This window comes from Erwinia persicina, assembly GCF_019844095.1.
Classification (GTDB): Bacteria; Pseudomonadota; Gammaproteobacteria; order Enterobacterales; family Enterobacteriaceae; genus Erwinia; species Erwinia persicina.
This window is the reverse complement of record NZ_CP082141.1, coordinates 4,528,130-4,551,015: the sequence shown is the minus strand read 5'-3', so window position 1 is coordinate 4,551,015 and position 22,886 is coordinate 4,528,130. Positions and strand designations below refer to the sequence as shown.

At 50.0% G+C, this 22,886-nt stretch carries 23 protein-coding genes; 9 read left to right on the top strand and 14 right to left on the bottom strand.

Annotated features, from left to right (window positions below):
• The first annotated feature begins 64 nt into the window (after positions 1-64).
• From radC to mutM, 4 genes are all read left to right on the top strand, one after another.
• The gene (radC, locus tag K6L24_RS21025) at positions 65-736 is read left to right on the top strand and encodes a RadC family protein (protein ID WP_062746925.1); all 672 of its coding nucleotides are present in this window, start codon (positions 65-67) and stop codon (positions 734-736) included.
• A gap of 296 nt (positions 737-1,032) precedes the next feature.
• Positions 1,033-1,269: a 50S ribosomal protein L28 gene (rpmB, locus tag K6L24_RS21020; protein WP_062746922.1), complete on the top strand. Its 237-nt coding sequence runs from the start codon at positions 1,033-1,035 to the stop codon at positions 1,267-1,269.
• Positions 1,270-1,285: 16 nt separating this feature from the next.
• Positions 1,286-1,453 (top strand): 50S ribosomal protein L33, encoded by a 168-nt coding sequence (rpmG, locus tag K6L24_RS21015; RefSeq protein ID WP_001051798.1) that lies wholly within the window; start codon positions 1,286-1,288, stop codon positions 1,451-1,453.
• 115 nt (positions 1,454-1,568) lie between these two features.
• On the top strand, positions 1,569-2,378 hold the full coding sequence (gene mutM / locus K6L24_RS21010) for a bifunctional DNA-formamidopyrimidine glycosylase/DNA-(apurinic or apyrimidinic site) lyase (protein ID WP_062746920.1): 810 nt from the start codon (positions 1,569-1,571) through the stop codon (positions 2,376-2,378).
• Between the two features lie 8 nt (positions 2,379-2,386).
• Here the strand turns inward: mutM and coaD are convergent, their stop codons facing one another.
• The 4 genes from coaD to K6L24_RS20990 form a co-directional block, all read right to left on the bottom strand.
• On the bottom strand, positions 2,387-2,866 hold the full coding sequence (gene coaD, locus K6L24_RS21005; RefSeq protein ID WP_062746918.1) for a pantetheine-phosphate adenylyltransferase: 480 nt from the start codon (positions 2,864-2,866) through the stop codon (positions 2,387-2,389).
• Positions 2,863-3,639, bottom strand: a complete 777-nt coding sequence (locus K6L24_RS21000; RefSeq protein ID WP_118665096.1) for a glycosyltransferase family 2 protein — start codon at positions 3,637-3,639, stop codon at positions 2,863-2,865. The genes coaD and K6L24_RS21000 overlap by 4 nt, the downstream gene beginning before the upstream one ends.
• Positions 3,640-4,914, bottom strand: a complete 1,275-nt coding sequence (gene waaA / locus K6L24_RS20995; RefSeq protein WP_222682350.1) for a lipid IV(A) 3-deoxy-D-manno-octulosonic acid transferase — start codon at positions 4,912-4,914, stop codon at positions 3,640-3,642.
• A 161-nt stretch (positions 4,915-5,075) separates the two neighbouring features.
• A complete protein-coding gene (locus tag K6L24_RS20990) occupies positions 5,076-6,077 on the bottom strand; it encodes a glycosyltransferase (RefSeq protein ID WP_222681806.1) in 1,002 nt (333 codons plus the stop codon).
• A 288-nt stretch (positions 6,078-6,365) separates the two neighbouring features.
• On the opposite strand from K6L24_RS20990, the gene K6L24_RS20985 reads away from it, so the two are divergent.
• Positions 6,366-7,382 carry a glycosyltransferase family 9 protein gene (locus K6L24_RS20985; RefSeq protein ID WP_191928191.1) on the top strand — a complete coding sequence of 339 codons (1,017 nt, stop codon included), beginning with the start codon at positions 6,366-6,368 and terminating at the stop codon, positions 7,380-7,382.
• 42 nt (positions 7,383-7,424) lie between these two features.
• On the opposite strand, the gene K6L24_RS20980 is transcribed toward K6L24_RS20985, so the two are convergent.
• From K6L24_RS20980 to rfaQ, 3 genes are read right to left on the bottom strand one after another with little or no spacing between them, the layout of a single operon-like run.
• Entirely contained in the window at positions 7,425-8,528 is a 1,104-nt protein-coding gene (locus K6L24_RS20980) for a glycosyltransferase (protein ID WP_062746907.1), read from the bottom strand.
• A complete protein-coding gene (locus K6L24_RS20975; RefSeq protein ID WP_191928190.1) occupies positions 8,525-9,655 on the bottom strand; it encodes a glycosyltransferase family 4 protein in 1,131 nt (376 codons plus the stop codon). The genes K6L24_RS20980 and K6L24_RS20975 overlap by 4 nt, the downstream gene beginning before the upstream one ends.
• Complete coding sequence (gene rfaQ / locus K6L24_RS20970; RefSeq protein WP_222681805.1) at positions 9,652-10,719, bottom strand: putative lipopolysaccharide heptosyltransferase III; 1,068 nt, start codon at positions 10,717-10,719, stop codon at positions 9,652-9,654. The genes K6L24_RS20975 and rfaQ overlap by 4 nt, the downstream gene beginning before the upstream one ends.
• Before the next feature lie 178 nt (positions 10,720-10,897).
• On the opposite strand from rfaQ, the gene K6L24_RS20965 reads away from it, so the two are divergent.
• Both K6L24_RS20965 and K6L24_RS20960 read left to right on the top strand, forming a co-directional pair.
• Positions 10,898-11,860 (top strand): polysaccharide deacetylase family protein, encoded by a 963-nt coding sequence (locus K6L24_RS20965; RefSeq protein WP_222681804.1) that lies wholly within the window; start codon positions 10,898-10,900, stop codon positions 11,858-11,860.
• Entirely contained in the window at positions 11,857-12,963 is a 1,107-nt protein-coding gene (locus K6L24_RS20960; RefSeq protein WP_222681803.1) for a glycosyltransferase family 9 protein, read from the top strand. Before K6L24_RS20965 ends, K6L24_RS20960 begins: the two co-directional genes overlap by 4 nt.
• A gap of 15 nt (positions 12,964-12,978) precedes the next feature.
• Here K6L24_RS20960 and galE read toward each other — a convergent pair whose 3' ends face one another.
• The 6 genes from galE to rfaD all read right to left on the bottom strand — a co-directional run bounded on the left by galE (position 12,979) and on the right by rfaD (position 19,463).
• Entirely contained in the window at positions 12,979-13,995 is a 1,017-nt protein-coding gene (gene galE / locus K6L24_RS20955; RefSeq protein ID WP_222681802.1) for a UDP-glucose 4-epimerase GalE, read from the bottom strand.
• Positions 13,996-14,009: 14 nt separating this feature from the next.
• Complete coding sequence (locus tag K6L24_RS20950; protein ID WP_191928185.1) at positions 14,010-15,266, bottom strand: O-antigen ligase family protein; 1,257 nt, start codon at positions 15,264-15,266, stop codon at positions 14,010-14,012.
• A 78-nt stretch (positions 15,267-15,344) separates the two neighbouring features.
• Positions 15,345-16,505, bottom strand: coding sequence for a glycosyltransferase family 4 protein (locus tag K6L24_RS20945; RefSeq protein WP_222682349.1), 1,161 nt, complete (start codon positions 16,503-16,505; stop codon positions 15,345-15,347).
• Positions 16,505-17,467 carry a lipopolysaccharide heptosyltransferase RfaC gene (gene rfaC, locus K6L24_RS20940; RefSeq protein WP_118665074.1) on the bottom strand — a complete coding sequence of 321 codons (963 nt, stop codon included), beginning with the start codon at positions 17,465-17,467 and terminating at the stop codon, positions 16,505-16,507. Before rfaC ends, K6L24_RS20945 begins: the two co-directional genes overlap by 1 nt.
• Positions 17,468-18,514, bottom strand: coding sequence for an ADP-heptose--LPS heptosyltransferase RfaF (gene rfaF / locus K6L24_RS20935; protein WP_062746891.1), 1,047 nt, complete (start codon positions 18,512-18,514; stop codon positions 17,468-17,470).
• Positions 18,515-18,530: 16 nt separating this feature from the next.
• A complete protein-coding gene (gene rfaD, locus K6L24_RS20930; protein ID WP_118665070.1) occupies positions 18,531-19,463 on the bottom strand; it encodes an ADP-glyceromanno-heptose 6-epimerase in 933 nt (310 codons plus the stop codon).
• Between the two features lie 228 nt (positions 19,464-19,691).
• Here rfaD and kbl point away from each other — a divergent pair, with 228 nt between their 5' ends.
• On the top strand, positions 19,692-20,903 hold the full coding sequence (gene kbl / locus K6L24_RS20925) for a glycine C-acetyltransferase (protein WP_222681801.1): 1,212 nt from the start codon (positions 19,692-19,694) through the stop codon (positions 20,901-20,903).
• On the top strand, positions 20,900-21,928 hold the full coding sequence (gene tdh / locus K6L24_RS20920; protein ID WP_222681800.1) for an L-threonine 3-dehydrogenase: 1,029 nt from the start codon (positions 20,900-20,902) through the stop codon (positions 21,926-21,928). The genes kbl and tdh overlap by 4 nt, the downstream gene beginning before the upstream one ends.
• Positions 21,929-21,967: 39 nt before the next feature.
• On the opposite strand, the gene K6L24_RS20915 is transcribed toward tdh, so the two are convergent.
• Positions 21,968-22,885: a divergent polysaccharide deacetylase family protein gene (locus K6L24_RS20915; RefSeq protein WP_062747030.1), complete on the bottom strand. Its 918-nt coding sequence runs from the start codon at positions 22,883-22,885 to the stop codon at positions 21,968-21,970.
• Position 22,886: the final 1 nt, after the last annotated feature.

Below are 22,886 nucleotides of genomic sequence, written 5' to 3'. Positions count from 1 at the left end.
GTTCTGATAGGAAACTACTGTATATAATGACATGCTTTTTCTCATTCAGGAAGGAGAAGAAAAAATGAACGAGCATTGGCTGGGTCTCCCCCCGCGAGAAAAATTGTCAGAATGCGGCGCACAAGCGTTAAGTGATGTTGAGCTACTCGCTATTTTCCTGCGCATTGGTTCTCGCGGGGTCCATGTGATGGCACTGGCGGAGCAGTTACTGGATAAGTTTGGTTCACTCCATCGACTGCTGACCGCGCCGCCTGAGGATTTAAAAGCGATCTACGGGATGGGCACCGCAAAGTATGCACAGCTGAATGCGGTGGCGGAACTGGCGCGGCGCTGCTTTACCTGTCGGGAAGCGCTGGAAAATCGCGTGGTCAGCAGTACGGGACAGATGCTGGATTACTTCAACAGTTCGCTGGCGCATCGGGAACGGGAAATCTTTCAGGTGGTTTTTTTTGATAATCAGCATCGGATTATTCATACCAGCGAAATGTTCAGCGGCACTTTCAACAGCGTAGAGGTGCATCCGCGTGAGATTGTACGTGAAGCGCTAAAACGGAATGCAGCGGCGCTCATTCTGGCGCATAATCATCCGTCTGGACTGGCTGAACCCAGCCGTGCCGATCGCCATATTACGCAACAAATCGTGCGTGCCTGTTCCCTGATGAATATTCGGGTACTTGACCATATTGTGATTGGCCGGGGTGAATATGTCTCTTTTGCGGAGCGAAGTTGGCTATAACGGATTGGGTGCTATTTAACCATGTTGCGGTTTAATTTCACTTTTTTACCGTCTGAACAGTGCAATTCCCGTACAAAAGAGACAATAGTACGCGATCCTGAGGGATCTTTATCTGTTCGGGACTTGAGCACTCGCGCTACAGGGCGTATACTACGCCACCTTTGAGAATCTCGGGTTTGGCGTTGAGCCTACTCAGCGGGTTCACATAGAACTCGCCTGGATGGGCTATAAGCCTGACGAGGCGGCCAGAACCTTATTTTTAAAGCTCGAGCTGATTTGATTTTTGGAGAATAGACATGTCACGAGTCTGCCAAGTAACTGGCAAGCGTCCGGTAACGGGTAACAACCGTTCCCACGCAATGAACGCGACGAAACGCCGTTTCCTGCCGAACCTGCACTCTCATCGTTTTTGGATTGAGAGCGAAAAGCGCTTCGTTACACTGCGCGTATCTGCCAATGGCATGCGTGTAATTGATAAAAAGGGTATTGATACGGTCTTGGCCGATCTCCGTGCCCGCGGTGAGAAGTACTAAGGTAAGGAACTGAAACATGGCTAAAGGTATTCGTGAGAAGATCAAGCTGGTTTCTTCTGCTGGTACAGGTCACTTCTATACCACCACGAAGAACAAGCGTACTAAGCCGGAGAAACTGGAACTGAAGAAATTCGATCCAGTTGTCCGCCAGCACGTGATCTATAAAGAAGCTAAGATTAAGTAATTAATCTGAGTGGATAAAAAAAACCCGGCCCCGGCCGGGTTTTTTTGTTTTCAGCTTTTCTTATAGAATACGTGGTTAAAGCGAAGCGCTGACAGCGCGAGACGGAGACAGGGCAATGCCAGAGTTACCAGAGGTTGAAACCAGTCGACGCGGCATTGAGCCGCATCTGGTCGGGGCGACGATTTTACATGCTGTGGTGCGTAATTCCCGCCTGCGCTGGCCGGTATCTCAGGAAATCCATGCCCTGAGCGATCAGCCCGTACTGAGCGTGCAGCGTCGGGCTAAATACCTGCTGCTGGAACTGCCAACGGGATGGATCATCATTCACCTGGGGATGTCGGGCAGCCTGCGAGTGTTACCGGAAGATCTTCCTGCGGCAAAGCACGATCATGTTGATCTGGTGATGAGTAATGGCAAGGTGCTGCGCTATACCGATCCCCGCCGTTTCGGTGCCTGGCTGTGGGCGCCCGACCTTGCTGCCAGTTCCGTATTGTCGCATCTTGGGCCAGAACCACTCAGTGAAGGGTTCTGTGCGCAGTATCTGTTTGAAAAATCGCGGGGTAAACGCACGCCCGTGAAACCCTGGCTGATGGATAACAAAGTGGTGGTCGGCGTCGGAAATATTTATGCCAGTGAATCACTGTTTGTCGCAGGGATCCTGCCCGATCGGCCTGCCATGGCGCTGACCGAATCAGATTGCGGGCTGCTGGTCGCCACCATCAAAGCGGTACTGCTGCGCTCTATTGAACAGGGCGGCACAACGCTGCGCGATTTTTTACAAAGCGACGGTAAGCCGGGATATTTTGCGCAGGAATTGCAGGTATATGGCCGTGCGGGTGAACCTTGCCGCCAGTGCGGGATGCCGATAGAAAGCAGTAAACACGCGCAGCGCAGCACCTTTTTCTGTCGGCACTGCCAGAAGTAAACCGCGTTTTATCCGAGCTTTTCTTTCAGCGCCTTGTAAACCGGGGCTGGCAGGAATGCCTGAACTTCTCCGCCATGGCGGGCCACCTCTTTCATCAGGGATGATGAAATAAAGGAATAAGCTTCAGAGGGCATCAGGAATACGCTTTCAAGCGTAGGCAGTAAGTGGCGGTTCATATGCGCCAGCTGGAGCTCGTATTCAAAGTCGGAAACTGCCCTCAGGCCACGCACCAGTACGTTGGCCTGTTGCGCTTTCGCAAAGTTAGCCATCAGGTCACTGAAGCCTACGACCTCTACATTGGGCAGATGTGCCACCACCTCACAGGCCAGGGCGACACGCTCGTCTAACGAGAACAGCGGTTTCTTGCTCGGACTGGCTGCGACAGCCAGAACGATATGATCAAACATCAACGCGGCGCGCGTAACGATATCGAGATGGCCATTGGTCATCGGGTCAAAGGTACCGGGGTAGATGGCTTTGGTACTCATAGTCTGCCGCTCCTGGATGCGTGATTCAGAGCCCAGAGGGCCGTGTATTTATTGAAAGTATACTGCGCGTTGACCACGGCCAGTAGCCAGCCCTGTTTGCCATCCAGAAATCCTGCCCGCAGCACCAGCGTTTTCAGGAACGCCCCAGCGGTATGGCCAAAAATAGCGGCGATACCACAGCGCTTTCCCTGCTGATGACGCTGCTTTGCCCAGGCTTCTGCGTAGGCAAACTGTTTCCACTGAAAGGCGGAGAAGTCACGGCAGGTCAGGTGCAGCAGGTCGCCGCTTAACGGAGTGGCTTTCACCGGACCCGTTTCCAGTGATTCATGCACCTGATGATTGTTGTACTGATATTGCCGGGGATAGAGGCGTGTGACGCGATCAGGATACCAGCCGCTGTGGCGCATAAAACGCCCAAGAAAAAGGTTACGTCGTGCAATGCTGTAGATTTTTTCCGACGGCGGCTGGCACAGTATGACTTCAATGGCCTGCTTTAACTCGGGTGTGACGCGCTCGTCGCTGTCGATCATCAAAATCATCGGGTGAGTGGCATAACTCTGCGCCAGCTGGCGCTGTTTACCATACCCGTGCCACTGGTCTGAGTGAAAAACCTGTGCGCCGTGACGCAGGGCAATGTCCGGCGTACCATCGCTACTGCCGGAGTCGAGCAGGACTATCTCATCCGCCCAGTTCACCGACGCCAGGCATTCGGGCAGCACGTCAGCTGCATCTTTCGCTATCATCACGACCGATATTTTCTGGCGTACGCTCATTTAATGATTCCGCTGTGGCAGGTGAGGTTCAAGTAAATGCAGCAGGCGCTGAAGTGCGCCCTGATTTTGATGCAGTACGTCTACGGCATGGCGGCCGTAATAGAGGCGATAGTCTTCATCCGTCAGCAATGTACCGATCTCTTTGTCCAGCGAGTCGGCGTCGGTTACGGTGATCAGACCATCGGCCTGTTGCAGGCGGGCACAGATATCTTTGAAGTTAAAGATATGTGGTCCCATCAGCACCGGAATGGCATGGGCAGCGGGCTCCAGCGGATTGTGGCCGCCGCGTTCGACGAGGCTACCACCAACGAAGGCCAGATCAGCAATACCATACAGCAGCATCAGCTCGCCCATGGTATCGCCAATCACGACCTGAGTACTGCCAGACGGGATCTCGCCGCTGCTTCGAAGGGTAAAGCTGAACCCGGCTTTCTGGGTCAGCGTTCGTGCCACATCAAAACGTTCCGGATGGCGGGGCACCAGAATCAGCAGCAGGTTAGGGAACCGGACCAGCAGCTTGCGGTGGGCATCCAGAATAATACTCTCTTCGCCTTCATGCGTACTGGTGGCAATCCATACCGGACGGCGCGGCGCCCACTGGCGACGAAGTGTGATGGCTCGTGCCGCCAGCTCTGGTGTGACGGAGATATCGAATTTCAGGCTGCCGGTGACGGCCAGCTGCGAGCGTTTTACTCCCAGGCTGATAAACCGCTCACCATCCTCCTGGTTCTGTGCGGCAATCAGAGTGATGCGCTGCAACAGACGTTTCATGAATTTGCCAATTTTCGCATAGCCCTTCGCCGAGCGCTCTGACAAACGGGCATTGGCAATCACCAGCGGGATTTTGCGCGTATGCAACTGGGTGATCATATTCGGCCACAGTTCGGTCTCCATGATGATCACCAGGCGAGGGCGCACGGTATCGAAGAAACGATTCATGGCTCCCGGCAGATCGTAGGGCAGGTAAACGTGGTGGACATCTTTTCCAAAGGCGGAGCTGGCACGTTCTGACCCTGTCGGAGTCATGGTGGTAACCACGATGGGCAGATGAGGATAACGATGACGCAGTGCGCGAACCAGGGGGATCGCGGCCAGTGTTTCGCCCACAGATACGGAGTGCAGCAGAATACCGTCTGGTTTCACTTTCCCCGCACAAAAACCATAACGTTCCGCCCAGCGTTTTCGGTAGGCGGGTGCCTTCCTGCCGCGCAGCCAGAGACGCAGCCAGATAAGAGGCTGAATGAGATAGAGCAGAGCGGTATAAATGGTAATCATCACATTGTTTTTCAGGTGAACAGAGACTTACGTCCAGAGATGGCCGAAAAAAGAGAAATAATGGGGCATGTTAGCAGATAAGTCTGGCTCTCTCACGCTACTTCATAGCCATCCCGGTGGGTTTACTGAATGTACAACGCGATTAAGGAGTGCTTATCCGTTCAGGTCTGCGCTGGCGCAGATTTTCGCCAGCGGCGCAGGCGGCTCATCCAGAGCAATAAATGATACTTTTGCTGCAAACCCCGTGCATTGCGTTGCATTCGGAGGGGCATCTCAGCCGCCCAAAAATCTGCAATCATCGCTTGTCTGGCGGCTTCATCGGGCTCACGACGTATGGCGTGACAGACAGTAAGTGCTTCCCGGGTGATCTGTGCATAAAATGAGCGGTGAATGTTAACACAGCGACTATATTGCTGATTGATCTCCTCCAGTTTTTGGCAAATCCTCAGGTAATGTCGTTGGTACTCAACATTTGACAGACCTGTTCTTGGGCGATGGCTGATGGATTGTTCGTGTGACAGATAGCTGTAAAGGGGACGCTCGTTATACCTGACCCGGCGTGCATTCAGCATAAACTCAGTGGTCCACAGGATATCCTGATGATGAAGCCCGGGTATAAAGGTCAGGTCACGCTGCCGGATGAGAGAGGTACGGTATATACCCAGCCACACGACGTGCAGATAGCGATGCGTTTTCAGCGCCCGATTTAACCAGGTGGCACCACTGAGGACCGGTGTGGAATGTAGCCGGCTGGCAGGAATGAGCACCTGTTCCTTGCTCCCGGGGGTACTGGTTCGCCAGGCATTACACTGTGCGGCATCCAAATCGTCGGCGGTGGCCATGGCCACTAACGTGCTGTACATCTCCGGTTCAAGGATATCGTCCGCATCGGGGAAAGTGACATATTTTCCCCTGATGTACTTCATCCCGGTGTTACGCGCCCGCGAAACACCACCATTCTCCTGATGGATAACCCTGATATGAGAAGCCCTGCTGGCATACTCATCTGCTTTGACTGCTGAACCATCCGTCGACCCATCATCCACAATAATGATTTCCAGATCGCGAAAGGTCTGTGTTAGCAGGGAGGTCATAAAAGGGGCAAATAATGCACCTGCGTTATAGAGAGGAACAACAACACTAAGCAGTGGAGCGGTCGGCATGACAGATTCCTTTCATCCAAAAAAATAACAATCCATTGAAATTCAATAAGTTAATTAATTTTAAATGATTTGCTGGATTTTTATTAACTTTAAGTGTGCAATTCATACCCTAAGAGTGTCAGAGCATGACAGGACGTCACCGCGTTACAGGCATGACTTTGCCATCCCTCAGGAAAAGTGAGCTGTAAAGGTGGTTTTGATCAGGACATGGAGTGTTATCAGGCGAGTCTCGTTCAGCAGGACGGAACTCCAGTAGACATAAGCAGACTGTTTGTTAGCAGGTTGGTAATGAAGAATATTTTAATTATACGCCGTGACAATATTGGCGATTTGGTGTGTACCACCCCGTTGATTGAGGGGGCAAAAACCGCCTTTCCGGATGCTAACATCTACCTTTTGATTAATACCGTCAGCCACGATGTGGTAAAAAATAACCCTTTTATTAAGCAGGTTTTTATTTACCGTAAAGCCAAACACCGAACAGAAAATGAAACGAAACTCGGCATCTATGTCGAAAGGGTAAAAATCATTTTGCAACTGCGGCGGATTGCGTTTGATGCGGTGATTCTGGCTAATCCGGAACCCTGTAAATACAGCCTGAGAATGGCAAAAATGATTGGGGCGAAAAATATCATTGGCGCTTCGAAGGGCGATCGCGGCATAACCATCCCTTTCAGCCCGGAAGATTTCCAGGGCCAGCACCAGGTGGAGCGGACATTCAGTTATTTATCGGCACTGACCGACAGGCAGATCGCCATTCCTCCGGTACGTGTCTGGCTGACCCTGGATGAACAGCAACAGGCTGTCAGCCGGCTGAAAAATCGACCATCAGATTACCCGATCGGATTAGCGGTCCATATCAGTAGCCGGAGTGAAAAGCGTCGATGGCCGCTGGAGCGCTACGCGGCAATCATCCAACGTTATCTGCAGGAAAACAGCCACAGCAGCGTCTGCATTTTCTGGTCACCTCAGGGCACGCTGGCCCCGGATGATGTCGGTGACCAGCATCGTGCCGAGCAGCTATTGGCGGCATGTCAGGATCCCCGCGTATCACTTTACCCTACCGCTTCAGTGCGTGAACTGCTTGCCGCCTACGAGCATTGCGACCTGATACTGTGCAGTGATGGCGGTCAGATGCATCTTGCGGCCGCGATGAATAAAAAGCAGGTCGTCTTCTTTGGTGATACCGACCGCAACGCGTGGCATCCCTGGTCTGGTCGATATGAGATCATGCAAACAGACTCAGGGAACTGCAGCGATATATCTGTTGACGAAGTGTGGGATAAAATCCAGTTGCAGCATTAAAAATCAGCATGCTGAACGGCTGTCATCAGTAAACGATACTTATCATTTTTGTAGTGATAAGTATCGATCAATAATGATGTCATAACTGAATTTATTGTACATCTCTTCGCGAATAACCGGAGGCGAATACCATGCCTGGCGCATTTTCTCTGCCAGTGAGGAACTGGTTAACTCTGCCAGGAAAGGTTGAAGTTCACCGGTCATAATCTCAGAAGCGCCACCCGGACAGGCTGTACTGACGACCGGCGTATGGCAAATGAGTGCTTCAATAAGTACAGATGGTAATCCCTCGCTATCTGAACTCAGGGCGACCATTTTAGCCCCTTTAATCACCGGTAGCGGATTGCTGATAAAGCCGGTGAAAATAACGTTATCCTGCAAATTGAGTTGTAATACCTTGTCCTGAATTTTTTGGGTGACGTCAGCTTCTCCCTGGCCAATGATAATTAACTTGCAGGGCAGATTGGCCAGCGAAAAAGCTTCTAATAAACGATCGTGCCTTTTCACCTGATGAAATCGGCCCACATGAGTAATATAGGATTCGTGTTCATAGGGATTGCTTAAAGCCGCACGCGCAGTAATTTCATCAAGATGGAACGGATTGTATATAGTCATTATCGTGTTGGGCTTCAGTCCTATATTGCTGACTAAATCTTCACCAACGGCATCTGAGACAGAGATAACATTGCGGTTTTTATATACTTTTTTTATTTTGTTTGTTTTTAGCCAGCGGCTGAAACCGGTTTTATTACCCAGATACGATCGTGAGAACATGCCGTGAACACATAACCACAGATTACAGGCTCTGAGTACGCGAGAGCGCACCACAATGCGATCTGTTTTGTGCAGGCTGCTGATCACCAGGCTGGGTTTGCCATATTGAAGAAAAAGCGCAGGTAATAAACGGTCCACTGAAGCAGCACGCCTTCTCAATTCACAAAGTTTACGTAATGGCCCTTTCCCTCCGGCATCTTTATCAACTATATAATTGATTTCTTTTGGTATTTCATAGTCAAGTCGGTCACTTAAAGAGAGAAGCGTGACGGTGTGGCCGCGCTGCGCTATACCTTTTGCCAGCGTGAGGGTGACATTTTCTGCGCCGCCACCGGGCAGCCCATCGATGATAAACAAAATATGGCTTTTCATTGAGTTAATACTCTTTGATAAAGGTCGATCAATTGTGACGAAAGGCTCGCAGGATGGTAAGGCAGAATTTTCTCCCGCGCAGAGTGGCCCATTGCAGAGCCAAGCGCCTCAAGTGGCAACTGCCGAATTGCCGCCGTCAGCGAGGGAACGTCCAGCGCATCGGTGACAAAACCATTGATGCCCTCGTTGATAAATTCAGCACCACCGCAGGTATCGCTGGTAATAACGGGTAAACCGCAGGCCATGGCTTCGAGAATGACATTGGGAAAAGGATCATAAAGGGTGGGTAATAACAGGGCATCTGCGGCCTGATAAAATGGCAGGGTGCTTTTCTGAACGCCCATAAAACGAACCCGCGACTGGCAGCCCAGAGATCCGGCAAGCGCCTGATAGGCTTTTTGATTTTTATCCCGCCCGATCACCATCAGGTAACTCTCTGTCGGTGCAATCGCACGAATAGCGGCTTCCAGTCCCTTTCTTTCAAAACCAGAGCCGACAAAAATCAGGCAATGCGCCTGTTCTGGTAACTGATATGCCTGGCGCAACTGACGCTTAAGGGCGATATCTGCAGGCTGAAAGGTGTGGTGATCGATAGCGTTGTAGATAACGGTGATTTTTTCTGGCGCCACCTGAAACTGCTCAACTATCTCGCGTTTAATCATCTCCGCGTTACAGATCACTGCTTTCAACTCTGGGGCTGAATACATGTCTTTTTCTGCCTGCATCACGAAACGATGATAGGGACTGTTAAACATAAGAGTACGACGCCAGGCGGGAAGCTGACGCGCCCGCTGAAGAAGCCAGTTGCGGTGTACCCCATCCCCTGCACGATAGATATCACAGCCAGCGATACGCTCATGACTCTGTACCAGATCAAAATTCTCACGCTGCCAGATCGCTCTTGCTGCTGAGGCAAAGCCCCGTTCCCGGCTGATGCGGCCCAGCTTCAGCGGGTTACATAAATGGATATGCCAGTCAGGATGAATGTCACCCTGCCATTCGCGCGTAATCACATTAAGCTCAAGGTCTTTTTTTTCCAGCGCGAGTAACGCACGAGAAATAAAGCGTTCGGCGCCCCCATCCGGACGATATTTTTGGCGTACCAGCGCCAGACGAAACGGCTTCATTTCAGGAGCTCCCTTGTTGCATTGATTACGGCTTCAGTGGGGATTAAATCAAGATAACGTTCACTGGTTTTTGTATCCACATTATCCGGGTCGGGCAGGGTGCCATAGTCACCTGCCCATATGGTTTTCCCTTTTCCCTGCCACGGGTGCCATAGCGTCAGTTTGCTTGGGCCGAAAAGGGCCACGTAAGGCGTGTTTAGCGCAGCGGCCATGTGCATCGGAACAGAGTCTACCCCAAGGAAAAGACGTGCATGATCAATGAGCGCTGCGAGCTGGCGTAAAGTGAGTTGGCCTGCCAGTGAAATCACCCGTTCTTTCGGACAATTATCCATAATGGCCGCGACCATTTCCTGCTCTCGCTTGTCAGGGCCTGATGTGATCACCAACGTATAGCCTTCTTTTTGCAGAGCGGTGATAGTGGCCGCCATTTTAGCTTCCGTCCAGCATTTAAAGAACCACCGCGAAGTCGGCTGAACCACAATGAAATGATCCACAACAGCGTGTTGATGAAGTAATTTTTCAACGTGCTGCCAGTCGCGGGCCTCATAACTCATTGTGACCTGAGTGGTGTACGCCAGGTCGCCCAAGGGTTTAAGCAGCGAAAGGTTTTGCTCAACGGTATGCAACTGACCATGTCCGGCAACCGTGACCCGCTTTGTATGGCAGAAGCGCCATAATGCTCCCTGCCGTTTGGGGAAATCAAAGCCGAGTCTGATCCTTGCACCGGTCCAGCGTGCCGCGAGCGCACTGCGCCATTGGTCTGCCAGATTAATCACTACATCGTACTGGCGTGCGCGCAGCTGCTGCAAAAGCGCCCATTCTTGCTTTACATGGACAGCAGGACCAAGCTTCTTCCACTGCCGGTCGATGGATATCAGTCGGGCGATGCAGGGGTTGGCAGAGAGCATCTCTCTGGTTTCCTGATATAGCAGCACATCCACTTCTGCCTCCGGCCAGTTTTGCTTCAGCGTATTAATGACCGGTGTCGTGAGCAACATATCGCCATGATGACGGAGTTTAATAACCAAAATGCGTTTTGGCAGGGGAACAAGGGCTGAATTCATGATGTATTGCTTTCCAGGATACAGAAGGTGAATTCTAATGGAGCAATGGCATCGTGGCTAGCACTGCTCGGTTTTACCCATGCGGGTAAGCAAGTGGGCGACTGCATGCAAAGTCATTTGCTCTGAGCAAAGGGGCTGCGTAACATAAGGCCAAAAGCATAATTCAGGTTCTATATCCATGGTCAAACCAGCATTCATTATTACCATCGATACGGAGGGTGATAACCTGTGGGAAAACCACAACCTCATTTCGACCAAAAACACCCATTATCTCCCGCGATTTCAGGCGCTGTGTGAAAAGTATGCCTTCAAGCCGGTGTATCTGACTAACTATGAGATGGCAGTGGATAATGACTATGTTGCGTTTGCGCGGGATGTTATTGCGCGTGGAACCGGCGAGGTTGGGATGCATCTGCACGCGTGGAACAGCCCGCCGCTTGATCCGCTGACGGATGATGACTGGCGTTATAAACCGTACCTGATTGAATACCCAGCCGGGCTGATCCGCAGTAAGGTTGAGTTTATGACCCGCTTGCTGGAAGACACGTTTCAGACGAAAATGCTGAGTCATCGTGCCGGGCGCTGGGCCTTTAATGAATATTATGCAGCCCTGTTGATCGAGTTCGGCTACGTGGTTGATTGTTCTGTGACGCCAAAAGTTAACTGGCAGTTTTCCCCGGGTAATCCAGAAGGGAAAGGGGGGACAAACTATCGCGATTTCCCTTCACACGCCTACTTCATGGATGAAAAAAATATTGCGCGAGCTGGAACGTCATCACTGTTAGAAGTCCCAATGACTATCCAGTACAAACATTCTGACTTAATGAATTCATTGAAGAGTGGGTATGACCGTTTGCGGGGTAAGCGACGTTCACCCTCCGTAAACTGGCTGCGACCTTCAGGCGGCAATGTTGAGAGCATGAAACGGGTTGTGCGGCAGTCGCTGGATGAGGGACATGATTACGTTGAATTCATGCTGCACTCTTCTGAGTTTATGCCGGGCGGAAGCCCCACATTTGCAACAGAGCAACATATTGAACGTTTGTACCAGGATCTGGAACAGCTCTTTAGCTGGCTCTCTGAACGTACGGTGGGAAAAACACTAGCAGAATATTATTGGGATAAGATGGGCGCGAAATGAGAGAGTCTAAAAAAATAAAAATTGGTCTGAGTGATTTCCTACTCACTTTGTTATGCCCTCATGCTAAAAATAGCGAAAAAAAAGAGGGGCAGCTGAAGAATACGGAATTTTCCAGTGTTCTGATTTATTCTACAACAGCACTTGGCGATTATATGTTCAACTCGCCAGCTATACATGCTATTCGACTTCGTTATCCGAAAGCAAAAATTACACTTGTTGCGCATCCCAAGTATAAAAATCTACTCACCCAACGCGATGATTATGATGACGTTATTTTCTGGAATAACAAAGTCAGTGGTATGCCCCGTCTAATCAAAGAAGCAAAAAAGAAAGAGCCGGAACTGGCAGTTTTACTGCATTCTCATATGCCTTACGATATAGTGAGTGCCGCACTTTCGGGCTGTCGTTTTATTGTACGCGACAACTATGCCAAACCCTTAGGAAAAATGAACCGTTGGGTGACTTATGGGCTGGATGACTTTGACGAGCATGTTATTGCCCGAAAAATGAAACTCATTTCTGCGTTAGGCTGTTCAACTGATGTTGTAGATATGGTGCTACCATGTGATTATGCAAAAGTTAAGAAAACTGAAGGCTATCAGCGTATAGGTTTCCAGCTTGGGGCTTCGTCATTGATCCGTTGTTGGCCTCCAGAATATTATGCAAACCTTGCGACGACTCTGATTCGTAATAATCCAAATATAGAAGTAGTATTGATTGGTTCAGCCGAGGAAATACATTTAGCTGAAAGTTTTATGGCATATATTGATACGACTACAGCTGAAAATATCACCAGTTTTATCGGTAAGACAACGCTGCCTGAGCTTTTGGGGATAATAGGTTCTATGGATTTGCTGGTTACAGGAGATACAGGACCTTTTCATCTTGCCATCGCACTAAAGACACCTACGTTAAGCCTGTTCGTAACAGAGGATCCTCGTCGCAGCGGACCTTACCAGGATAAGCAGCTCCACCAATATATCTATCTTCCGCTGACCGACGCAAAGGTAACGGATGCGAATAAACCTCTGAGAGCTATATCAACGGATTATGTTTATCAGATGGTAAACTCAATGCTTAACCAGAGCCAGTCACCGGTGTGACCAGCTCTGGTTAAATTATTGCTTAAATCCTGTAGGGTTTTTTTGCTGCCAGTTCCAGGCATCGCGCATCATTTCTTCAAGGCCACGTTGGGCTTTCCAGCCAAGTTCTTGTTCCGCCAGTCGAGCATCTGCCCAACATTCTGCAATATCCCCGTCTCGACGGGGCATAAATTTATAGGACACACATCGGCCAGATACTTTTTCGAAAGTTTGAAGCATTTGTAGCACTGAGTAACCTACGCCAGTACCTAAATTATAAGTCTTAATCCCATTTTGTGTATTAATATGTTCAAGTGCTTTGATATGCCCCTCTGCTAAATCCATGACATGAATATAATCACGCACACCAGTACCATCAATGGTTGGATAGTCATTACCGAAGATAGCCAGTTGTTGTAGCTTCCCACTTGCGACTTGGGATATATAAGGCATCAGATTATTTGGAATTCCTTTAGGGTCTTCACCAATTAATCCTGATTCATGAGCGCCCACGGGATTAAAATAACGCAGCATAGTAATGCTAAATTCTGGGTGCGCAGAGGAAAAATCTTGAAGTATTTTTTCCACCATGAGTTTAGAGGTTCCATACGGATTGGTCGTTCCTCCGGTGCGAGATGTTTCGCATAAAGGTATAGATTCAGGCGTGCCGTAAACTGTTGCTGATGAACTAAATATAAAGTTTCTAACCTGTGCTTTACGCATCTCTTCTAATAAAACAAGCGTGCCAGTAACATTATTTTTATAATATTCCAGCGGTTTTAATACGGACTCACCGACAGATTTAAGACCTGCAAAATGTATTACTGCAGAAATATCATGGCTGGAGAATATTTTTTGCAAATCAGCCGTTTCGTTAATGTCACCATGATAAAAGGATATAGAACGTCCAGTTATTTCTTTTACGCGCTCTAGTGCAGCAGGTGATGCATTAACAAGATTATCCAGCACTACTACATCATAATCTTGCTCAAGCAGGGCCAATGTTGTATGTGAGCCAATATATCCTGCCCCGCCGGTAATGAGAATTGTCATTAAAACTACCTCGCTTATTTATTCGTAGTGGTAATTTTTTCGGTTTTATCTTTGCTTTTTAATTCATCGGAGCAAAGGTAAAACGGAATTAATAATATTAAAATTGTAGTGTATCGATGATCAATCAATAATGAGTCGCTGCTACCATACAAGATGGTTGGGGTAATTAAGAAAAGAGCAGTGTTAAAGTTACCAGTGAATTTTTTCGACGCTGAAATAGTAAAAAAATAGAAAAGCAAGAGAATTGCAAATCCAATCACCCCTCTTAAAGTACCCGCTTCAAGCAAGTCATTATGGTAGTGGTATTTTATTACCCGTAATGCCTCATGATTGTTGTTTTCATATTTTTTGATGTATTTACGTACCAGGGTATCACGTTGATCCGCGCTTTTTCCTAACAAACTAATAGTGTTTGTAGAAAAACCAGCCTTCCACATACTAAAGCGTGAGCCGAGTGAAGTGCTGTCATTGTTTTTTTGATATTCTTTGTATTCAATAATTGATCGGTCAATTCTTTTTATTGCCTGGTCGAATTTTGTGGGCAGAATGAATGTTGATAGAATTAACGTTATTAAGAATAAAAGTGAGTTTCTCTTTGTAAAAAACCTTTCTTTTATCAAAATTACTAACAATAAGATAGGGTATGTCAGTAGTACTGAACGCGTTTGAGTCAGCAGCAGTATATAAATACTTAAGAATGTTATTACAAGTACTGAGGTTACTCTAACCCATCCCTTAGTCTTCAGTGCAATATAAGTTGCAGCAAGGGCAAGAACAGCAAAAACATAAGCTGTCATTGTAGCAACGGTTTTTATTTCCAGTCGCATATTTGGTACAGATAGCTTAAACGCAACTATGATAGTATAGATAAAACCTATAAATATCCAAAAGTAAGCACCATTCCACCCTTGGCTGGATATTTTATCCCGATGAGATATCAAATAGGAACCTATTATGACGCCGAGAAAAAGTCTTTTGGCAGTCTCTCTATAATTCATATCAATATCATGAAAAGTCGAAGAACTATGAAGAACGGTAGGTAAGTAAATTGATATGCTTAGTAGTAGTGCGATCATCATGATGAGAATCGCCTGATTAAATTGTAGTCGGGTCTTTTTTATAAAAAAATCAACCAAAGAAATCATTGCTGCAAGGTAAAGTGCATTACGGCAAATGGTCGATGCCGCCAGTGCTGAAGACAATGATATACAACTTAGCCATAAAACTAAAACTGTTGTTACAGATGATTTTGTTACATTACTATTCATCATGATTTTTATTTACATTGTTGGATTTTATACTATCTGATTTCTCTTTTTGTATAAGAGAAAAACCTGGTAGTTAGAGTGTTATTGTTCAACATAAAACTTAAGCGTATTTTCAAACTCTTTCTGGAAAAGATGATAATTTAAGTTTTTAGATGTGTGGTTTTTCGCATTTTGACTCATCTTCGTATAGGTATCATGAGACATTAGCCTTTCTACAGCATCTGCACATTCAATGTGTGAAATGAGTTTGGGTTTGATGAGCATATCGCTCATTGGATCATAAACATCGTGGGGGAAGTCGATCTCAATACCTGTTAATTTTTTATGTTCAGATACACTTACTGAAGGAATTATTCCAATACCACAAACATCGTCTTCAATAGCTTCTGGCTGCCCATCCACGAAAGGAAAAATTACCGGAATTCCAAAATACAAAGCCTCCATTGCGGAAAGGCCAAAGGGCTCTGTTATTGGCGTGCTGAGATAAACATCTGTTCTGTTATAAAAATCAGCCATCCTGTGTTGAAATCCGCTGAAAACCACTTTATCTTTCAAGTTAAGAGAATTTGAAAGTTGCTCGAATAATTCAATGTCAGGACCTTTGCCAGCAATTTCCAGTAATACATTATGCCCACGAAGAATAAGCTCTTGCATGGTTAATAATATTACACTTATCCCTTTTAATGTTACAAGGCGTGATGCTGTCCCAAGCCTCAGGGGAATCCCAGCCATTTTAGTCGCTGTACTAATGCCTTCCGGTTTATTTATGCGATTTTTAACAACGCTGGGGACGCATTGAAGCTCAAAACGTGATTCCATCACTCTTTTTGACGCATGTGAGACCGATATGACACCATCTACCATTGAAAAAAAATGTAGTGTTTTTTTATTTTTTTCATATCGCCATGAACAACCGTGATCGTAATAGATTAGCTTCCCTCGTTTTGGTTTGGTTGCTATTCCTGGAACCAAATCCCAAACAATGATGATGTCCGCATCAACACACTTAATTTTTAACTGAAGAAGATGCTTTCTTAAAAACTGCGGCCAACGGAACTTAAATTTATTAAATATTCTACTTGCAAAAAGTACTTTCGTTTTTGGCATCTGGCGTTTGATTTCTTCACCGATGTCATTGCCAATACATATAATGCTATCGCCTTTATTTTCTTTTATGTATTGTAGGAAAAGGGTTTCAACGCCCCCCATTTTTCCCAAATTAATAATGTGAAGTTTTTTCATCATATAACCTGCTGTATTACACGCCATATATGTTCAGCGCTGAGTGTCGTCATACTCTTTTCAGGGGAAATTATGGGGTACTGATTCTTCCCATATCCTCCAATCAACCCCGGGTCGGTAGGGCCGTAGAGCGTAATATTCGGTCGGTCGAGCGCGGCGGTTAAGTGGCTCAAACCGGTATCTACCGACACGACGGCCCTTGCACCAGCTAGCGTGCGTGCCACCTGCTCCAGCGTGAGCCTGGGCAGCACCTCAACAAAGTCGAAGCCATCAGCCAACCGCACTGCCCGCTGATGCTCATGCTCCGCCCCCCAGGGCAATTTAATCTTTAAACCTGAAGGCTGCATTAACCCAATCAGCTCGCGCCAGTGATCTTCCGGCCAGTGCTTATTATCGCGAGTGGTAGCGTGAAGAAACACCAGATAGCGGTCTGCATCAGCAGGTAACGCCTGCGTAAAATGCTGTGCGATGGCGTAATCGCCGGTGGTAGCGGGCAGCTCATATCCCAGACTTTTAGCAAAAAGCTCGCGGGTACGTTGTACGGCATGCTGCTGTTTACTGACTTCATGGCGTTTGTCGTACCACCAGCTGGCGAAGGGCTCACGTGCGCTGCGGCTGTCCTGACCGTGTTTCTCACCTTTTGCCAGCCGGGTCACCAGGGCCGCACTTTTCATCAGTCCCTGGGCGTCGATAACGGCATCGTACTCGCGAGATTGCAGCGCACGTTTGAAGACGACGCGTTCTTCCCGCACCTGGCTACCAAACCAGTGTTTACGCCAGCGACGGATAGCCACCGGTAATACCCGGTCGACGGCAGGATGCCAGGAAGGGATCTGGGCAAAACCCTCTTCCACGACCCAGTCAAACCGGATCTCAGGGATGGCGTGCATGGCATCCGTCAGGGCAGGTAATGCGTGAAGGACATCCCCCATTGAAGATGTTTTAATGATCAGAACCCGCATTCAGACTCCAGGCCGTGGGCAAAGCGTTGCCAGTTCGTGCAGGACACGCTCTGGCGTAATATCGATCAGGCTCTGGTGATAACCTTCGTCGGCCTCTCCTTTACGAACCTTGTGGTAACCCGTAATCAGACGGATCACGCGGGCTTTCGCTGACAACGGTGGGGTGAAGTCCGGGCTGCTGGGCCCATACAGTGCAATCAGTGGCCGATCGAGCGCGGCGGCGATGTGCATCAGCCCGGAGTCATTGCTGACGACGGCATCGCACGCCGCCAGCAGAATAACAGCCTGCTCCAGCTGCGTTTCTCCTGCCAGGTTACGGCAGTACTGGCGGGCATCTTCTGCCAGTGCAGCCTGGATCTGCTGTCCGGTTTCATGGTCTTTGGCCGAGCCGAACAGCACCACCTGATAGCCCTGATCGATCAGGCTCTGTGCCAGCGTGGCGTAGTGATAGTGTGGCCAGCGTTTGGCCGGACCAAATTCAGCGCCCGGACAAAACCCGACCATCGGCCGCCCGGAGGCGAGATCGAAGGTGTGAGCTGTGGTCTGTTTTTCCGCTTCATTAACGGTTAACTGCGGCCACAGCAGAGGTTGCGGCAGGTCACTGGCGCTATGGATACGCGCTTTGTCGTATCCGAGCGCAACATAGCGCTGCACCATCAGCGGGAAAGCGGTTTTATCCAGCCGTCGCAGGTCGTTTAACAACCCGTAACGCATTTCCCCGCGCCAGCCGGTGCGACGGGGGATGTCGGCAAAAAACGGCACCAGCGCAGACTTAAACGAGTTAGGCAGAACATAGGCACGATCGTAGCCGTTAACCTTGAGCGCTTTACCCAGGCGGCGGCGCTCGGCAACCTGCAACGCACCGTGCCCCAGCGGCATGGCCAGGGCTTCGTTCACTTCCGGCATCCGTGACAGAAGTGGACGGCACCACGCGGGTGCCATCACGTCAATCACGGCATCAGGATGTTCGGCCTTCAGGGTGCGATAGAGACTTTGTGACATCATCATATCGCCGACCCACGACGGGCCGATAACCAGAATTTTCATTCCCGGACGGTGCCTCTTACGCGTTACGGTTTAGCCAGGCCATGTAGTCAGCCACGCCCTCAGCAACGGTTTTGAACGGTTTGTCATACCCGGCGGCGCGCAGTTTGGTCTGGTCTGCCAGCGTGAATGCCTGGTAGCGGCCTTTGAGCTTTTCCGGGAAAGGAATGTACTCAATTTCGCCGCTCTGATGGTACTTCAGGGCGGCATCAGCCACTTCCTGGAATGATTCGGCGCGGCCGGTGCCACAGTTAAAGATGCCCGATACGGCATTTTCCCAGAACCACAGGTTCACTGATGCGACGTCTTCAACATAGATAAAGTCACGTTTGAATCCATCGCTGCCTTCGAAGAGTTTCGGGTTTTCGCCGTTGTTCAACTGGGTATTGAGGTGGAATGCCACGCTCGCCATGCTGCCTTTGTGCCCTTCACGTGGACCGTAGACGTTGAAGTAGCGGAAACCACACACCTGCGACTGCGCGTCCGGCAGGATATTACGCACGTAGTGGTCAAACAGCATTTTGGAATAGCCGTAAACGTTGAGAGGCGCTTCAAACTGACGCTCTTCAATAAAGTCGCTGTTACGGCCGCCGTAGGTTGCGGCGGAAGAGGCATACAGGAAGGGAACCTGATGTTCCAGGCACCAGTGCAGCAGCTCTTTGGAATACTGATAGTTGTTATCCATCATGTACTTCCCATCCCACTCGGTGGTGGAAGAGCATGCACCTTCGTGGAATACGGCTTCTACATCACCAAAGTCTTCATCCGCCAGGATGGAGATGAGGAAGTCTTCCTTGTCCATGTAGTCGGCAATATTCAGATCCGCCAGATTGGCGAATTTAGTGCCGTCTTTCAGATTGTCCACCACCAGAATGTCGGTGTGACCCTTATCATTCAGCGCCTTAATGATATTGCTACCGATAAATCCAGCACCGCCAGTGACGATAATCATGAGCTTCAACCCTAAAATGTGGGGTGGAACAGGAGGTTCCACACGCTAATGATTCATATCATAACATCTCATCGCAAAGTCGACAGCCAGAGGAGTCTGCAACGGGGGGAAATGAAGTTTGCTTTCCGTGAGTTATGCTGCAAAAAACAGATTATTCCGCGTATATCATCATCCCTGTGCTTCAATTTTAGTTATCTGTTTTGAGAAAACATTGATTTGGAGAATAAGGTGACTCAGGAATTCTATCAGCAGCTTTCGACCCAACTGATCGGCGCAGAGCAGGAGGGGTTATTTAAAAGGGAACGACACATTGCGCTGGCTCAGCAGGCTACCCTCGTCCTGGCAGATGGCAGTGAGTTACTGAACTTCTGCGCCAATAATTATCTGGGACTGGCGAACCATCCAGCAGTGATTGCTGCGGCGAAAGACGGCATGGACAGCCACGGATTCGGCATGGCCTCAGTACGCTTTATCTGCGGAACACAGGACATCCATCGTCAGCTGGAGCAGGCGTTAGCGACGTTTCTCGGCATGGAGGAAGCCATCCTCTACTCTTCATGCTTTGATGCCAATGGCGGCTTATTTGAAACCTTACTGGGGCCAGAAGATGCGGTCATCTCTGATGCGCTGAATCATGCCTCGATTATCGACGGCATCCGGCTGTGTAAAGCCCGCCGTTATCGCTATGCCAATAATGATATGGCTGAACTGGAGGCCTGTCTTCAGCAGGCCAGGGCCGACGGCGCACGTCATATTTTGATTGCCACTGATGGCGTGTTCTCCATGGACGGGGTGATTGCTAATCTGACGGGCATTTGCGATCTCGCTGACCAGTATGGGGCGCTGGTGATGGTCGATGATTCCCACGCCGTCGGCTTTGTGGGAACGCAGGGGCGCGGCAGTCATGAGCACTGTGGCGTGATGGGGCGGATAGATATTATCACCGGCACGCTGGGTAAAGCGCTTGGCGGCGCTTCAGGCGGCTATACGGCAGCGAAAAAAGAGGTGGTGGAGTGGCTGAGGCAGCGCTCGCGACCTTACCTTTTCTCGAACTCGCTGGCACCCGCCATTGTGACCGCCTCCCTTGAGGTCCTGAAGATGCTGGCAGACGGGCAGGGCTTACGTCAGCGGCTGTGGGATAACGTGGGCTATTTCCGTGAAAGAATGAGCGCGGCCGGGTTTACGCTTGCCGGGGCCGACCACGCAATTATCCCGGTCATGCTGGGCGATGCCCGGCTGGCACAGACCTTTGCGGCCCGGCTGCAGCAGGAGGGGATTTTTGTTACCGGCTTCTGTTATCCGGTGGTGCCGAAAGGACAGGCACGGATACGGACGCAGATCTCGGCGGCGCATACCCAGGCCCAGTTAGAACAGGCGGTCGACGCTTTTTGCCGGGTGGGTATAGAACTGGGCGTTATTACGGGTGGGGAGGCCTTATGAAAGCGCTGTCAAAACGCTATGCCCGTCCCGGGATCTGGATGACGCATGATGCTCCGGTACCTGAACCGGGTCATAACGATCTGCTGATCAAGATCCGTAAAACGGCGATCTGCGGCACCGACGTGCATATTTATAACTGGGATGAATGGTCGCAGAAGACCATTCCGGTACCGATGATCACCGGCCATGAATATGTCGGGGAAGTGGTGGCTGTCGGTCAGGAAGTCGCTGGCTTTCAGCCCGGCGACCGCGTGTCGGGTGAAGGTCACATTACCTGTGGGCACTGCCGCAACTGCCGGGGCGGCCGTACGCATCTGTGCCGCAATGCCATTGGCGTTGGCGTTAACCGTCAGGGCTGTTTTGCCGAATATCTGGTTATCCCGGCGGTGAACGCCTTCAAAATCCCCGATAATATTTCCGATGAGCTGGCCGCGATCTTCGACCCCTTTGGAAATGCCGTTCACACCGCATTGTCCTTTGACCTGGTAGGGGAAGATGTTCTGATCACCGGCGCGGGCCCGATTGGTATTATGGCGGCGGCTATCTGCCGTCACGTGGGGGCGCGCCATGTGGTGATCACCGACGTCAATGAGTATCGCCTGGGACTGGCGCGACAGATGGGGGTGACGCGGGCGGTCAACATCAGCGAAGAGAGTCTGCCGCAGGTGATGCATGCGCTGGAGATGACGGAAGGGTTCGATGTCGGGCTGGAAATGTCCGGCGTCCCTGATGCGTTTCGCTCCATGCTGGATGTGATGAACCATGGCGGGCGCATTGCGATGCTGGGTATTCCTCCGGCATCAATGTCAATTGACTGGAATCAGGTTATCTTCAAGGGGCTGTTTATCAAAGGTATCTATGGCCGTGAGATGTTTGAAACCTGGTACAAGATGGCGGCACTGCTGCAATCGGGACTGGATCTGTCGCCGGTGATCACCCACCGCTATGGTATAGATGATTTTCAGCGAGGATTTGACGATATGCGCACCGGGCAATCGGGGAAAGTGATCCTCGACTGGAACTGAACTGCAGGGGCGGCCAGAAAAACGGCGGCCCCCGCCTCCCTATTTTCCAAACAGGTTTTTCTTCAGACCCTGCACCAGCGGGCTGTTGCTGATGCTCTCACCTACGACTTCCAGCGCACGTGTTGCCGGCACCGGCGGCACGGTCACTTTGCACACCTCGCTGCCGTGGAACGGATTACGTGGTTTGACGGGCTGGGGCTGACTCTCCGGTGGGAGGGGCTTGTTGTTAATGCGCTGTGGTTCGTTGAGAAGCTGGCTCGGACGCACCAGCGTGATATCTGCCGGCAGCGTGGGGAGCATTTGTTGCAGCACCCTGACTGTGGCCGGATGCGGGTGACCGATGGCAATTGCAGAACCATCCCGCTGTGCCAGACGTACCGCGCGGGTAAACTGTTTGCGAATGTCCGCTTCGTTCTGTGTGTCGTCCAGGAAGACCCGACGTTTGATCACTTTCACGCTGGTGCCCGCGGCGGCACGGGTAGACTGGCTGTTGCCAATGGTCATACTGTCGAGGAAATAAAAATTGTAGTGATCCAATACCCGCATCACTTTCTGCATCCCCGGCAGGCTGGAAGTCATCGCGCTGCCCATGTGATTATTCAGGCCGACGGCAAACGGCACGGCTGCAGCAGCATCATGAATAATGCGTGCGATCTCTTCTGCGGACATGTCAGGGCGTAGCGTATCCTTTTCCAGCGGCTGCTTGCTCAGTGGTGCCATCGGCAGATGGATGAGCACTTCATGCCCGCGCTGGTGGGCTTTAGTCGCCATTTCACGCGCGTGGGGGGCATTAGGCAGCACGGCCACGGAGAGGGCGGCAGGCATCTGCAGCACCTGATTTTCCTGGACTGGACGGTAGCCAAAATCATCAATGACGATCGAAAGCTTACCGGCAAAGACCGGGCTGGATAAAAGCAGCCCTACCAGCAGCCCGCTGAGTTTTCGATGTTGGAACAAC